Below are 14,192 nucleotides of genomic sequence, written 5' to 3' on the forward strand. Positions count from 1 at the left end.
AAACCATGCAGAATAGTAAAGGCCTTACCACTCGGGAAGTACTCGAATCCCGAAAAAAATACGGTAAAAACGAAGTCGACTACAAAAAAGAAAACGGATTCCGAAAAGCTGTAAAAGAGTTATTGAAAGAACCGATGGTCGTACTCCTTCTGATTGCTGCACTATTGTATTTTATCAGTGGTAATACCGACGATGCGATTTTCCTTGCCTCTGCCATTGTTCTGGTAGCGGCAATCTCTTTATATCAGGATTCCCGAAGCCGGAATGCCCTTGAAAAATTAAAAGCCTATACCGAACCGGAATGTACCGTGATTCGCAACGGCATTACCGAAAAAATAAAAAGTACTGAACTCGTTGTAGGCGATCATCTCGTTGTGGAAGAAGGAACTTCTATTGCTGCCGATGCCCGGATTATACAGGCTAACGACTTTTCGGTTAACGAATCGATTCTCACCGGCGAATCCCTTTCCGTGACCAAAGATCCGGCAAATCCGGAACCCTACCTTTATCAGGGAACCACCGTTGTAAGCGGACTTGCGATTGCAATTGTTACGGCTATTGGCAATCAAACCCGGTTGGGGCAAATCGGGAAAAGTCTCGAAAACATCAAAGAGGAAAAAACACCGCTCGAACAACAAATCGGGAATTTTGTCAAAAAAATGGTGCTTTTGGGCGCTGTTATCTTCCTGATCGTATGGAGTCTTAATTACTATCATTCCGGAAACCTACTCGACAGTTTACTCAAAGCGCTAACACTCGCCATGAGTATACTCCCGGAAGAAATTCCGGTAGCTTTTACCACATTTATGGCTCTCGGCGCCTGGCGTTTAATGCGGTTGGGAATATTGGTCAAACAAATGAAAACGGTGGAAACCCTTGGCAGTGCTACCGTGATCTGTACCGATAAAACCGGAACGCTTACCGAAAACAAAATGAGCCTGGCTAAAATCTATTCGTTTGAAACCGATACGATTTCGGATTATTCCGGTAATCCCAATAAAGACGTAAGTGAAATTATCCGCATGGCAATGTGGTCCAGTGAGCCAATTCCTTTTGATCCGATGGAAATCGCGCTTCATAACGCCTATCGCGAAACCCATAGTCATGACGAACGGCCAGACTATACAATGGCTCACGAATACCCTTTAGGCGGTAAGCCACCCATGATGACACATATTTTCGAAAATACCACCAAAAACCGTATTATTGCTGCCAAAGGTGCGCCCGAAGCTTTTTTAGACTGTATCCCTTTTGACGAAACGCAAAAAAAGAAAATCACCAATGCGATGCAACAACTCGCTTCCAACGGTTACCGTATTCTAGGCGTAGCCGAGGCCACTTTTGACGGAAATCAATACCCCAAACAACAACAGGATTTCCCTTTTGTATTCAAAGGTATTGTTGCGTTTTACGATCCTCCGAAAAAAAATATCGGCGAAGTATTACAACAATTTTATAAAGCCGGTATTATGGTAAAAATTGTAACAGGCGACAATGCCGAAACTACGACAGCCATAGCCCGACAAATTCAATTTTCGGGTAGCGAAAACAGTTTAAACGGAGACGAATTGGTACGGATGGACGAACAGGAATTACAACAAAGAGTCCAAAACACTCAGGTGTTTACCCGTATGTATCCCGAAGCCAAACTCAAAATCATCAACGCTTTAAAAGCTCAGGGAGAAATCGTAGCCATGACCGGCGACGGTGTGAACGACGGACCGGCGCTAAAAGCTGCACATATCGGTATTGCCATGGGAAAAAAAGGAACCGAAATTGCCAAACAGGCGGCTTCATTGATTTTACTCGAAGACGATTTATCAAAAATGGTCACGGCAATTGCGATGGGAAGGCGAATCTATACCAATCTGAAAAAAGCAATCCAGTATATCATTTCAATTCATATCCCGATTATTCTAACGGTATTTTTACCGCTTGCTCTGGGTTGGATATATCCAAACATCTTTTCGCCGGTTCACGTGATTTTTCTCGAATTGATCATGGGACCTACCTGTTCTATCATTTATGAAAACGAACCAATGGAAGCCAACAGTATGAACGAAAAACCACGACCATTTTCGGCTACCTTTTTTAACTGGAAAGAACTTTTTACCAGCATTGTCCAAGGATTGGGGATCACCGCCGGAATTATCGGTGTATATCAATTTGCAGTTCAAAACGATTATAGCGAAAACGCTACGCGAACCCTGGTTTTTACGACATTGATCATTGCAAATATCTTTCTAACGTTGGTGAATCGTTCGTTTTACTATTCCGTGATACGAACATTGCGTTATAAAAACAACATGATCACATGGATCATTTTATTGACACTATTGATGCTCGCTCTGATGTTGTTTGTTCCGCCATTGACTTCCTTTTTTGAGTTCGAACAGTTGTCATTACCATCATTAATGCTTGGCAGTGCCATTGGTTTTCTATCGGTTATTTGGTTTGAACTGGTTAAAGGATGGAAACGTAGCAACGATTACAATCATAACGAACCTAAAAAATAGTTCTATTGTAAAAAACGTTTTTTTAATCCAGTGACGTTTATATTTTATGTAATTTCGACCTCTATTTGGAAGCTTACTATGACGAACGAACAAACCGCAATTAAAACAACTTATTTCAGTATTATCGGGAATACCGCTCTGGCGCTGATTAAAGGATTAACCGGTTATTTTGGGAACTCCTACGCCCTAATTGCCGATGCAATCGAATCGACTACCGATATTTTTGCTTCGTTTCTGGTGTTGTTCGGGATTAAATATTCCAATAGACCAGCCGACAAAAATCATCCTTACGGACACGGACGCGCCGAACCATTGATCACCTTCCTTGTTGTAGGCTTTCTGATCACTTCGGCTACGATTATTGCCTACGAAAGCATTATCAATATCAGTACACCACACGACCTGCCAAAACCGTATACACTGATTGTTTTGGGTGCCATCATTATCTGGAAAGAGATTTCATTTCGGATGGTTTATAAAAAAGGTATCGAAACCAACAGTTCGTCATTAAAAGCCGATGCCTGGCACCACCGAAGCGATGCAATTACCTCACTTGCAGCTTTTATAGGAATTTCCATAGCCTTGTTTTTTGGAAAAGGATACGAATCGGCCGACGATTGGGCGGCTTTATTTGCGTCTTTTTTTATCCTTTATAACAGCTATCTGATTTTCCGTCCCGCTTTGGGTGAAATCATGGACGAACATTTTTACGACGATCTGATCGAAGAAATACGCACCATTTCAGTTCAGGTGGATGGTGTTATCGATACCGAAAAATGCTTTATCCGGAAATCCGGTATGAAATACCATGTGGATTTGCACGCTATTGTCAACGCGCAGCTTACCGTTAAAGAAGGTCATGAAATCGCACACCGACTTAAAGATACGCTGAAAAAACAAATTCCGGAACTGGGCCATATTCTGATCCATATCGAACCCAACGAATAATTTTTTACGGCAACTGACATACTGTTGTCACTCGCCACTACTACTTTCGTGCTGTTAGTAATTTAATCACATAACACCATGATAAAAGTACCCCTGAAGGCTTCCGTAATGGAATTTACCCGTTTCCGAATAACCGAAAACACCACAGAAGAAGCACTCCTAAAAACCATTTCCGATTTCGAAAATGATTTTCTGGCACATCAGAAAGGCATTGTTTTTCATTGTCTGGCTAAAAACGATAAAGGAGAATATGCGAATATTCTTCTCGCCGAATACACTGCCGTACTTACGGCCATTGAAAAAGATATCGTTTCGAATCCCGGTGCGCTTTCTTTTTTAAAGCTGATCGATAAAACAACGGTCGACATCCATTATCTGGACATCGAAAAAGAGGCCTTCTTTATGCCGGAACATTTTTCCTGTATTGAATTCGGAACATTTGCCTTAAAAAAAGGAAATCTTCAGGAATTGCTAATGGTTTCCGATACTATTGAAAGAAATTACCTGTCGCGCTTTCCAAACACCCAATTGCATTTTATCGGATCGCTTTCGGAAGATCTGTATGCCGAAGTGACGTTTGGTACCACATTGGAAGCCACACAGCAAATCTGCTCCGGTTATCTTTCCGATTCAAATTGCATGCCTTTAATGGAACTGATCGATGAAACCCGTATGACACTTGATTTTTGGTCGGTTGTATCTTAAAATCAGTTATAAAATGAATACTTTTGAACAATCTATTTCCCCTTGATCTTTAAAACAAAAATATGAATACCGAAAAAATAGAATCTTTTAGCGTGATCGGAATTTCTGTACGCACTACTAATGAAAACCAACAGGCAATGACGGATATCGGAGCGTTATGGCAACAATTTATATCCGAAAATCTTCTGGAAAAAATTCCGAACAAAATCGACACTACCATTTATTGCATTTATACCGATTACGAAAAAGACCATACGCAACCGTATACCACCATTTTGGGTTGCCGCGTATCCGATACAAGCCTTGTTCCGAATGGAATGGTCACAAAAACATTTATGTCCGGCACCTATGAAAAAATAGTCGCTAAAGGTAATATTTTTCAAGGCGCACTTGCCGAAGCCTGGTTTGATATCTGGAATTCCGACAGAAACAGAGCCTATACTGCCGATTTCGAAGTGTATTCCGAAAAAGCAAGCAATCCGGAAAATGCCGAAGTGGATATTTTTATTGCTATAGCTTAACAGCACTCAAAAAAATATATGACCGGTACCTACTATCGGTCTTATATTTTTGAGCACAAAGCATTGGTATTTCCGCTTTGCATCGGAAACAAATTTTTCAGCACGATAACAACCATACCGATCACATTCGCAGTAGTCGTGGCGAGCAAACCAAGAAGTACATGATCCGAGAGTTCATAATGGTATAAGTTATTGTATTGCACAATATGCAGAACCCGATACAACCAAAAGACTAAAATTCCGGTATAAATCGCCGAAAACACAACTCTCAGAATAGTATTGATCCGGTATCGTTCGGTTCTGGATTTGTATTTTCTTATTTTTTCTTTCTCTAAATTCAGCGACAGACATTGTTCCTGTATTTCACCAATAACGAAATCTACAGGGTTGACCGATGTCTCATTTAGCAATATCCGTCCTACATTTTCGTCAAAATTATCCATCGATAGTGGCCATTTTTCCTTTATAATGTCGATAGATGTCTTCATCTTTTAATGGAATGTTACATCCTTTAGAATAAACACTTCGCCACGGAGTGCCATCCTGATGGGTCAAAGCACTTAAGTAAATGCCATCAAATTTGCCATAAATGGACCATATTTTATCCAAAAAAGTCTTATCCTGTTCGGTTATGGTTTCGGTAAGAGCAGTTAAAATTGTAGTAGTTATGTTCCACTTTTTATAGTTTTTCTTGATATTACTGTATAGGGTTGGAAAAACGGGTCCCATATCCCAGGCAATAGGATGTTCGTTGGTTAATCGTTTTTTCCCATCGGTGATGGCCAGATACCATCCGTAGGCGATATAAGTTAATTTGAGGAGTTTCATTGGGGTTAGTTCTCCGGCTTTTCCATATCTTTCGATAAAATAGTTGGCGATTGTTGTTGGGTTGTATGGCATAAACTTGATTTTTATGTTTCCCTAATTTACTTCTTCTTCACTGATAAAAAAAGTTTTCATCCTTGATAGTCCCAATTTGACTCTTAATGTATCTCTTCAAAACCGGCTTTTATATTTCCGATATAATTTTATACTTTTGAATACTAAAAAAATTAAACAATGGCACAAATCACTTTACAGGGAAATACGATCCATACCTATGGAGAATTACCTCAGGTAGGTACACACGCAAAAGATTTTCAACTGGTCAAAAACGACCTTTCCACGGCTTCATTATCGGATTTTAAAGGAAGTAAGGTTGTATTAAACATCTTCCCTAGCGTTGATACCGGTACTTGCGCAGCATCGGTACGTAAATTTAACGAAAAAGCCAGTAATCTGGAGAATACAAAAGTATTGTGTATTTCACGTGACTTACCATTTGCTCAGGCTCGTTTTTGTGGCGCAGAAGGTTTATCAAATGTGATCAACTTATCTGATTTCAGAGATGGCAATTTTGGTAAAGAGTATGGTTTGACCATCACTGACGGTCCTTTGGCCGGTTTACACTCACGCGTAGTTATTGTAATTGACGAAAACGGAGTGGTTCAATATAGCGAACAGGTTCCGGAAATCGTTGACGAGCCAAATTACGATAATGCTTTGGCAGCACTTTAAAGAGCGGAATGAAAAAAGATAATTCCTTTTTTACCGGTCGGCTGAAAAGCCTTGTCTTTGCCTTTAAAGGCGCTTATAAACTGATCACGACCGAACATAGTGTCATGGTTCAATTTAGCCTGGCAATAGTGGTAACTCTGGCCGGATTTTATTTTCATATTTCAAAAGAGGAATGGCTTATCCAGACCCTTGCAATCGGATTGGTGCTCAGTATTGAAGGATTGAATACGGCTGTCGAAAAGATAGCCGATTTTATTCATCCGGACTACCACCAGAAAATCGGTTTTATTAAAGACATCGCCGCCGGAGCCGTATTTTTTGCTGCAATGGCCGCTATTGCTGTGGGATTAATCATATATTTGCCACGGCTAACCTAATGCAAGGTTTACTGCATTTTTGGGCAACATAATTTCGAATTTTTAAATGGCAAAAACAACAAAAAAAGATACTCCCGATAAAGGAGAAAAAACAGTAAAACCGAAGTTTACATGGCAGTTATCACGCCAGTACAAAGTCCTGCTCGGGGCTTTGCTCGTTTTATTTTCGGTAGCCTTGTTACTCTCTTTTATTTCCTACTATATCTACGGGGATTACGATCAGAGTGCCTTAACCAACTTTGGGAATCGCAGTGAAAAAACCTATAACTGGTTAGGAAAATTTGGAGCTTTCCTATCCGATTTCTTTTTATACAAAGGATTTGGTGTGGCTTCTTTTTTATTTGTCAGGCTATTCTTTTTAGCCGGTGCTTATTTATTAGTTGACTTGTCACTCGGAAAACTCAAAAAGAGTATCTTCTGGGACTTATTTGCCATGGTAATTTTGTCCATACTGTTCGGTTTTTTCTGGAATTATGTTCCGCAGTTAGGTGGAATCATCGGTTATGAAATGAACCTTTTTGTTCAGGATTATCTCGGAAAAACAGGTACTTTCCTGGTACTCCTTTTTGGCATTATTGTCTACCTGATTCTGAAAATAAAAATTTCGACCGAAGGCATCAAAAATTTCTTTGAAAAAACCAATCAGTCTTTTAGCGACGAATTAAATCAGGATGCTCCAATAGCACAAAACACTGTTATTACACCCGTTCCGCTTCCGGATGAAATCATCGACGAATCGATCGAAACATCCAACCCAAGTCTGGATTTTAATAGCGAAGAAGACGATGAAATTTTGTCCAATATCGAATTAAAAACCAAATCTTCTGCTTTTGAGATCGATCAGGAATCGCTAAAACCAACTATTGCGCATGCCTCGGAGATCACGTTAAAAACCAAACCGGCAGAACCGGTTGTTCCGGTAGTAACCCCTCCTGTTGTACCAACATCCGAAATTATCAAAACAGATGATGAGCATTTTGTCATCGAAAAAATAGAAGAAGAAACCTTTGTTGAAGAAAATCTGGCCGCTAAGCTGGTTAAAGACTTCGGAGAATTCGACCCGACACTCGATTTGTCGCACTACCAGTTTCCATCGATCGATCTTCTAAAAGAGTATAATTCCGGCGGCATCACAATCAACCAGGCGGAACTCGAAGAAAATAAAAACCGTATTGTCGAAACGCTTCGCAATTACAAAATCGACATTGCGCAGATTAAAGCAACCGTAGGACCAACGGTGACGTTATACGAAATCGTGCCGGAAGCTGGTATTCGTATTTCCAAAATCAAAAGCCTTGAAGATGATATCGCTTTATCATTAGCTGCTTTGGGAATCCGTATTATCGCTCCGATACCGGGCAAAGGAACCATTGGTATTGAAGTTCCAAACAATTCACCGACTATGGTTTCCATGAAGAGCGTTATCGGCTCACCGAAATTTCAGACGGCCGAAATGGAGTTACCTATTGCCTTAGGTAAAACAATTTCTAACGAAACCTTTGTTGTCGATCTGGCAAAAATGCCACACCTTTTAATGGCTGGAGCCACCGGACAAGGTAAATCCGTTGGACTAAATGCTGTTTTAACATCATTACTGTATAAAAAACACCCGGCAGAAGTAAAATTTGTACTGGTGGATCCTAAAAAAGTGGAGCTTACGCTTTTTAATAAAATCGAGCGCCATTATCTGGCCAAACTTCCGGATACCGAGGATGCCATTATTACCGATAACACAAAAGTGATCCATACGCTGAATTCCCTTTGTATCGAAATGGACAACCGTTACAGCCTGCTAAAAGATGCGATGGTTCGGAACATTAAGGAGTACAACGAAAAATTCAAACTTCGCAAACTAAATCCCGAAAACGGACACCGGTTCCTACCCTATATCGTTTTGGTTGTCGATGAGTTTGCCGACCTGATCATGACCGCTGGTAAAGAAGTGGAAACCCCTATCGCCCGATTGGCGCAGTTGGCACGTGCTATCGGAATTCATTTGATCATTGCAACACAACGTCCATCGGTAAATGTTATTACCGGTATCATCAAAGCCAATTTCCCGGCCCGGATCGCCTTCCGTGTTACATCCAAAATTGACTCCAGAACGATTCTGGACAGTCAGGGTGCCGATCAGTTGATTGGACGCGGGGATTTGCTGTATACACAAGGTAACGATCTTACCCGTGTACAGTGTGCTTTTGTGGATACGCCCGAAGTGGAAAAAATAACCGAATTTATTGGTTCTCAAAAAGCTTATCCGAATGCTTATTTGCTTCCGGAATACGTTGGTGAAGAAAATGGCATAAGTCTTGATATTGATATTTCCGATAGAGATTCTTTATTCAGAGATGCCGCCGAAATTATTGTAACCGCACAACAGGGATCGGCTTCTTTGTTACAAAGAAAACTGAAATTGGGATACAATCGCGCCGGACGACTAATCGACCAGCTGGAAGCAGCCGGAATCGTTGGTCCGTTCGAAGGCAGCAAAGCCCGTAGCGTATTGATTCCTGATCTTGTATCTCTTGATCAATTCTTTGCTAATGAACTAAATGATTTGTAAAATGCGTACTTTTTTTCAATTTTTAACCCTACTCCTATTTGGTTTAACATTACAGGCCCAGGACTCCAAAAAGGCAAAAGACCTGCTGGATGAAGTTTCCGCTAAAGCCAAAAGTTATGATAACATCGTAATCGATTTTCGCTTTACCCTGCAAAATCAAAAACAAAACCAAAATCAGGATAGCAAAGGAAACCTTACTTTAAAAGGGAACCAGTTTGTTTTGAACTTTATGGGCGTTACCCGTATCTTCGACGGAAAGAAAAATTATACCATCATTCCGGAAGATGAAGAGGTAACGATTTCCAAATACAACGAAAACGATGAAAATTCCATCACTCCATCCAAAATGCTAACGTTCTTTAATTCCGGTTATAAATACAACTGGGATATCCTGCAAAACATCCGGGGTCGTAAAATTCAGTATGTAAAACTAACTCCACTTAGTTCAAAAGATAAAACCAAAGAAATACTGTTAGGTATTGATACTCAAACCAAACATATCTATAATAAGATCGAAATTGCAAAAGACGGTACAAAAACCACGCTTACTGTTAATTCTTTTAAAACGAATCAGCCTATTTCGAAAAATCATTTTACCTTTACCGAGAGTAAATATCCTAATTACTACATCAATAAATTAGATTAATTATCGGGTGAAAATATTAGACCGTTACATTCTTAAAAGCTTTCTGATTACATTTGCTACGGTATTTGTAATCCTTTTTTTTATATTCATTTTACAGGGAATATGGCTCTTTATTGCCGAATTGGCAGGTAAAGATCTCGATGCCTGGCTTGTATTTCAATTCCTGCTTTTCTATTCGCCTAAAATGATTCCGCTGGTATTGCCACTTTCTATTTTGCTGGCTTCGATCATGACTTTTGGAAGTTTTGCTGAAAATTATGAATTTGCCGCGATGAAATCGTCCGGTATTTCCCTGAAACGGGCCATGCAAAGTTTGAACATCTTTATTGTGTTACTAAGCTTTGTATCCTTTTTTTTTGCCAACAATGTCATTCCAAAAGCCGAATATAACTTCGTAAACCTCCGAAAAGAAATTTTCCATACCAAACCCGCTATGGCTATTGCCGAGGGACTTTTTAATAAAATCGGTAACATTTCGATTAAAGTCAACAAAAAGTCCGGTGAAAAAGGCGAACAATTACAAGGCGTAACCATGCACGAGAAATCCAATCTCGGAACCGGTAACAAATCGGTTATTAAAGCTAAAAGAGGTTTATTGATCAACGAAGAGAATTCAAATATTCTAAAACTGGATCTGTTCGATGGTTATTATTATGAGGATGTGATGCCTAAAAACTATGAAGAACGCAAAAGAGAGCCTTTTGCCAAAGCTGCTTTTAAAAAATACCGCGTAAATATTGATCTGACCGCTTTAAATCCGGTAGACGAAAACGAAAAAATCACCAATACGAATACCATGCTTACTCTGAATGAGTTGAATTTTACGATCGACTCACTCGAAACCAATCTAAAAAAGGATAAACTTTCTTTTGCCGATAATATCATACAAGGGACCGATTATGCGTTGAAGCCCAGACATAATACTGCTGGAGGTGACCCGTACAAAGCTAAAGACCTATTGTCACTGATGGCGCCGGATATGCAATACAAAGTTCTGGAAATCGCCAAAAACAATATCACGAGTCTAAACTATTCTATCGACAGTAATAGTGCCGATTTACTTGAAAAACAAAAAAACATCAACGTACACTGGATTGTACTCCACGAAAAATTTGTAGTCGCTTTTTCCTGCCTGCTAATGTTCTTTATCGGGGCACCACTGGGAGCCATCATCCGTAAAGGAGGACTGGGATTACCAATCGTATTTGCGGTACTTATCTTTATTATTTACCACTTCATCAATACCTTCGGTAAAAAAGTGGCTCAGGAAAATGGTATTCCTCCCTTTTTAGGAACCTGGATGGCATCCATTGTATTAACACCGCTGGCAATATTCCTAACCTATCGCGCAACCAATGACATTGGTGTCATGATCAATTTTGACTGGATTACACTGCCGTTCCAAAAACTTTCCGAAAAACTATTTAAAAATAATAACAATCAAAATGGCAACTAACACTAACATACAACTCAACACTATAGAAGAAGCTATTGAAGATATCCGACAAGGCAAAATCATTATTGTTGTCGATGATGAAGATCGCGAAAATGAAGGGGATTTTATCGCTGCTGCTGAAAAAGTGACTCCTGAAATGATCAACTTTATGGCTACTCATGGCCGCGGTCTGATTTGTGCTCCTCTAACCGAAGCCCGATGTAAAGAACTTGACTTAAATCTGATGGTGACCAATAATACCGTACTTCATGAAACCCAGTTTACCGTTTCGGTTGACTTAAAAGGTCACGGTTGTACAACTGGTATTTCGGTTCACGACAGAGCTAAAACGATACTTTCACTAGTCGATGACGACACTAAACCGGAAGACCTGGGCCGACCTGGGCATATTTTTCCGTTACGCGCCAAACAAGGCGGTGTATTGCGTCGTACCGGTCACACAGAAGCGGCTATCGATTTAGCGCGTCTGGCAGGCTTAAAACCGGCCGGAATTCTGGTAGAAATTTTAAACGAGGACGGATCTATGGCACGCTTACCACAATTAATGGAAGTAGCCAAACGGTTTGATCTTAAAATCGTATCGATTGAGGCTTTGGTGGCCTACAGAATGCAACATGACAGTTTAATTCAGAAAAAAGAAGATTTTGAAATCGAAACCCGTTTCGGAACGTTCCGTCTTCGCGCTTATCTTCAAATTACCAACAAGCAGGTACATATTGCGCTTACCAAAGGAAGCTGGAGTTCTGGCGAATCGATCCTAACGCGAATCAATTCCACACATGTGAATAACGATATTTTGGGTACGCTTACCAATGATGCTGACAAACGTCTGGATGATATGTTCCGTCGTATCAACGAGGAAGGCCGTGGCGCGATATTGTTTATCAACCAGGAAATCCAGTCGGCTGATATGCTAAACCGTTTGTCAGAACTGAAAAATTTACAGGCACAAGGGGTTAACAAAGCACCTCAGATCAAGATCGATACTAAAGATTTCGGAATCGGAGCGCAAATGCTACACGATTTGGATATCTGTAAGATTCGTTTATTATCCAATTCCGAGCAAACCAAACGCGTGGGTATGATTGGATACGGTTTGGAGATCACCGAATATGTAGGTTTTTAATAATTTCCGATTTATAAGTCAATCACTATAAACCTGTTACAAAACCAATTAATTTTTTAGTGATTTTATAGCACAAAAGACTTGTAAAACCCGGAAAACACACTATATTTGCAACCGCAATCCTAAAGCGGTTGTAACATATTGGAGAAATGGCAGAGTGGTCGATTGCGGCAGTCTTGAAAACTGTTGACTGTAACAGGTCCGGGGGTTCGAATCCCTCTTTCTCCGCCACTTTTAAAAAGCCCTGATAAAAAATTATCAGGGCTTTTTTTATGCTTAATTTTATCTTTCTTCGCAGGCACAGATTAAAAATCCGCGCTATTGAGCATCTTAATTCCAGACAGAAAAAAACCTGTCTACTTACATTAAAAGTAAACAGGCATCAATTTTTACTACAAGCTAAGCCCACGCGTTCCGAGTTAAGGGCTTAAAAGATCGGTTTGTTTAACAAGCGGACATCTGGCCGTTTACAGGAACCAGGTAAACTTCCTAAGAAATTCTAAGGTTGTTTTGTTAAAATGTATTCGCCGTATGGGACACGCATTTCATCGATTGCTCCTGTAGGAACTGATATAGATGCTCCATTTTTATAGATTTTTGCTTTTATCTTTGCTATTCCATTTTCATTACTATATCGCAATACGATAGCATTATCAAGATAATCTCTGATAGGATCAGTTATATGAAGTTTTATCCTTTTTTCATTTATAGAACATTCCGAGCATTGTGGAAAAAAACCTCTATTTATGATCAGGTTCCCTTCGATAGTATTGATTTCATTTTCACCAAGTTGCTGGTTTATTCTTTCTAAAGTATTTACAATTTCGGTTCCATTAGCCACATAACGATATTCACCAACTAAAAGATCTTCATAATAACCTCCCGTCGAATAATAACTATGCACTATCTTTTTAAAGATGATTTCTAAAGAAGTATTTCCCTGTTGAAATTTCCAAACACCGACAAATTTGTCAAGGTCGTTATCTACGTCCTTATTGTAAGTTCCACTTTTATACTTTAACGGATTATTACCTCCTGCAATTGGAATTATAGTTTGCGCCTTACATGAGAAAAGGGCAAATAAAGCAAGCGTTATGATAATATATCTCATAGTTGTATTTAGTTGCAGTTCATTTTATAAAAACTGTCTAATTACGGTTGCTTAGTCAAAATGTATTCTCCATAAGGGACACGCATTTCATCAATTGCTCCTGCGGGAATGAATACGGATGCACCACTTTTATAAATTTTTGCAATTATTTTTTGCGTACCGTTTTCAATTTTATAACGAAGTACCAAAGAATTATCTAAGTAATCTCTTTCTGGGTCATCTATAAAAAGAATAACTCTCTTTTCATCTAATGAACAATCTGCACAAATAGGGTGAATTCCTCTGTGGACAATTCTATTCCCATATATGTCATACGCTCCCGTAGAGGTTTGAGGCACATTAAGTTTATCCAATGTATTGATTAATTCTGTGCCATTTACACTATAAGCATACTCACCTATTAACAGGTCTTCGTAATAATTTTTATCCGGAAAATAATCAAAATTTTTCTTTTTTAATTTAATGATCAGAGTTTTATTTCCTTCTTGATACTTCCACGTCCCTTCGTATTTACCAAATTCATTATCCACATCTTTAGTATAAGTGTTAGGTTTGTGATACGCTTCACTATGACTATCGGCTAATGGTACTATGGTTTGTGCCTTACATGAAAAAATGATAAAGACAGTTAAAAGAGATAATAAGATATTTTTCATGTCAATTAAT

14 protein-coding genes and 1 tRNA gene are annotated in these 14,192 nt (G+C 39.4%); 11 read left to right on the forward strand and 4 right to left on the reverse strand.

What is annotated here, in order from left to right; genetic code table 11:
* Positions 1 to 5 precede the first annotated feature (5 nt).
* The 4 genes from ABFU83_RS08735 to ABFU83_RS08750 all read left to right on the forward strand — a co-directional run bounded on the left by ABFU83_RS08735 (position 6) and on the right by ABFU83_RS08750 (position 4,690).
* Positions 6 to 2,516 (forward strand): cation-translocating P-type ATPase, encoded by a 2,511-nt coding sequence (locus ABFU83_RS08735; protein WP_347070133.1) that lies wholly within the window; start codon positions 6 to 8, stop codon positions 2,514 to 2,516.
* 78 nt (positions 2,517 to 2,594) lie between these two features.
* Positions 2,595 to 3,464, forward strand: coding sequence for a cation diffusion facilitator family transporter (locus ABFU83_RS08740; RefSeq protein ID WP_347070134.1), 870 nt, complete (start codon positions 2,595 to 2,597; stop codon positions 3,462 to 3,464).
* Positions 3,465 to 3,542: 78 nt separating this feature from the next.
* Positions 3,543 to 4,169: a hypothetical protein gene (locus ABFU83_RS08745; protein ID WP_347070135.1), complete on the forward strand. Its 627-nt coding sequence runs from the start codon at positions 3,543 to 3,545 to the stop codon at positions 4,167 to 4,169.
* A 62-nt stretch (positions 4,170 to 4,231) separates the two neighbouring features.
* The gene (locus ABFU83_RS08750; RefSeq protein ID WP_347070136.1) at positions 4,232 to 4,690 is read left to right on the forward strand and encodes a GyrI-like domain-containing protein; all 459 of its coding nucleotides are present in this window, start codon (positions 4,232 to 4,234) and stop codon (positions 4,688 to 4,690) included.
* 41 nt (positions 4,691 to 4,731) lie between these two features.
* On the opposite strand, the gene ABFU83_RS08755 is transcribed toward ABFU83_RS08750, so the two are convergent.
* Positions 4,732 to 5,133 carry a hypothetical protein gene (locus ABFU83_RS08755; protein ID WP_347070137.1) on the reverse strand — a complete coding sequence of 134 codons (402 nt, stop codon included), beginning with the start codon at positions 5,131 to 5,133 and terminating at the stop codon, positions 4,732 to 4,734.
* Entirely contained in the window at positions 5,126 to 5,590 is a 465-nt protein-coding gene (locus ABFU83_RS08760; RefSeq protein ID WP_347070138.1) for a type II toxin-antitoxin system antitoxin SocA domain-containing protein, read from the reverse strand. Before ABFU83_RS08760 ends, ABFU83_RS08755 begins: the two co-directional genes overlap by 8 nt.
* A 159-nt stretch (positions 5,591 to 5,749) precedes the next feature.
* On the opposite strand from ABFU83_RS08760, the gene tpx reads away from it, so the two are divergent.
* The 7 genes from tpx (at position 5,750) to ABFU83_RS08795 (ending at position 12,646) form a co-directional block, all read left to right on the forward strand.
* A complete protein-coding gene (tpx, locus tag ABFU83_RS08765; RefSeq protein WP_347070139.1) occupies positions 5,750 to 6,247 on the forward strand; it encodes a thiol peroxidase in 498 nt (165 codons plus the stop codon).
* 8 nt (positions 6,248 to 6,255) lie between these two features.
* The gene (locus tag ABFU83_RS08770; RefSeq protein WP_300492116.1) at positions 6,256 to 6,624 is read left to right on the forward strand and encodes a diacylglycerol kinase family protein; all 369 of its coding nucleotides are present in this window, start codon (positions 6,256 to 6,258) and stop codon (positions 6,622 to 6,624) included.
* A gap of 46 nt (positions 6,625 to 6,670) precedes the next feature.
* Positions 6,671 to 9,187: a DNA translocase FtsK gene (locus ABFU83_RS08775; protein WP_347070140.1), complete on the forward strand. Its 2,517-nt coding sequence runs from the start codon at positions 6,671 to 6,673 to the stop codon at positions 9,185 to 9,187.
* A 1-nt stretch (position 9,188) separates the two neighbouring features.
* Positions 9,189 to 9,833: an outer membrane lipoprotein carrier protein LolA gene (locus ABFU83_RS08780; protein ID WP_230978983.1), complete on the forward strand. Its 645-nt coding sequence runs from the start codon at positions 9,189 to 9,191 to the stop codon at positions 9,831 to 9,833.
* A 7-nt stretch (positions 9,834 to 9,840) separates the two neighbouring features.
* On the forward strand, positions 9,841 to 11,289 hold the full coding sequence (locus ABFU83_RS08785; RefSeq protein WP_347070141.1) for an LptF/LptG family permease: 1,449 nt from the start codon (positions 9,841 to 9,843) through the stop codon (positions 11,287 to 11,289).
* Positions 11,279 to 12,415: a 3,4-dihydroxy-2-butanone-4-phosphate synthase gene (ribB, locus tag ABFU83_RS08790; RefSeq protein ID WP_347070142.1), complete on the forward strand. Its 1,137-nt coding sequence runs from the start codon at positions 11,279 to 11,281 to the stop codon at positions 12,413 to 12,415. Before ABFU83_RS08785 ends, ribB begins: the two co-directional genes overlap by 11 nt.
* Positions 12,416 to 12,558: 143 nt before the next feature.
* Positions 12,559 to 12,646, forward strand: a tRNA-Ser gene (locus tag ABFU83_RS08795).
* Positions 12,647 to 12,914: 268 nt separating this feature from the next.
* On the opposite strand, the gene ABFU83_RS08800 is transcribed toward ABFU83_RS08795, so the two are convergent.
* Both ABFU83_RS08800 and ABFU83_RS08805 read right to left on the reverse strand, forming a co-directional pair.
* Complete coding sequence (locus ABFU83_RS08800) at positions 12,915 to 13,526, reverse strand: DUF6705 family protein (protein ID WP_347070143.1); 612 nt, start codon at positions 13,524 to 13,526, stop codon at positions 12,915 to 12,917.
* Between the two features lie 41 nt (positions 13,527 to 13,567).
* Entirely contained in the window at positions 13,568 to 14,182 is a 615-nt protein-coding gene (locus tag ABFU83_RS08805) for a DUF6705 family protein (RefSeq protein WP_347070144.1), read from the reverse strand.
* Between the last annotated feature and the right edge of the window lie 10 nt (positions 14,183 to 14,192).

Origin of the sequence: Flavobacterium sp. WV_118_3, assembly GCF_039778605.1 — a bacterium.
Taxonomy (GTDB): Bacteria; Bacteroidota; Bacteroidia; order Flavobacteriales; family Flavobacteriaceae; genus Flavobacterium.

Bases quoted from the DNA above. Each gene is read 5' to 3' on its own strand.
- ABFU83_RS08770 (WP_300492116.1), top strand. From the start codon at position 6,256: ATGAAAAAAGATAATTCCTTTTTTACCGGTCGGCTGAAAAGCCTTGTC.
- ABFU83_RS08780 (WP_230978983.1), top strand. From the start codon at position 9,189: ATGCGTACTTTTTTTCAATTTTTAACCCTACTCCTATTTGGTTTAACA.
- ABFU83_RS08745 (WP_347070135.1), top strand. From the start codon at position 3,543: ATGATAAAAGTACCCCTGAAGGCTTCCGTAATGGAATTTACCCGTTTC.
- ABFU83_RS08755 (WP_347070137.1), bottom strand. From the start codon at position 5,133: ATGGATAATTTTGACGAAAATGTAGGACGGATATTGCTAAATGAGACA.
- ABFU83_RS08735 (WP_347070133.1), top strand. From the start codon at position 6: ATGCAGAATAGTAAAGGCCTTACCACTCGGGAAGTACTCGAATCCCGA.
- ABFU83_RS08800 (WP_347070143.1), bottom strand. From the start codon at position 13,526: ATGAGATATATTATCATAACGCTTGCTTTATTTGCCCTTTTCTCATGT.
- ABFU83_RS08775 (WP_347070140.1), top strand. From the start codon at position 6,671: ATGGCAAAAACAACAAAAAAAGATACTCCCGATAAAGGAGAAAAAACA.
- ABFU83_RS08805 (WP_347070144.1), bottom strand. From the start codon at position 14,182: ATGAAAAATATCTTATTATCTCTTTTAACTGTCTTTATCATTTTTTCA.
- ABFU83_RS08750 (WP_347070136.1), top strand. From the start codon at position 4,232: ATGAATACCGAAAAAATAGAATCTTTTAGCGTGATCGGAATTTCTGTA.
- tpx (WP_347070139.1), top strand. From the start codon at position 5,750: ATGGCACAAATCACTTTACAGGGAAATACGATCCATACCTATGGAGAA.
- ABFU83_RS08760 (WP_347070138.1), bottom strand. From the start codon at position 5,590: ATGCCATACAACCCAACAACAATCGCCAACTATTTTATCGAAAGATAT.
- ribB (WP_347070142.1), top strand. From the start codon at position 11,279: ATGGCAACTAACACTAACATACAACTCAACACTATAGAAGAAGCTATT.
- ABFU83_RS08740 (WP_347070134.1), top strand. From the start codon at position 2,595: ATGACGAACGAACAAACCGCAATTAAAACAACTTATTTCAGTATTATC.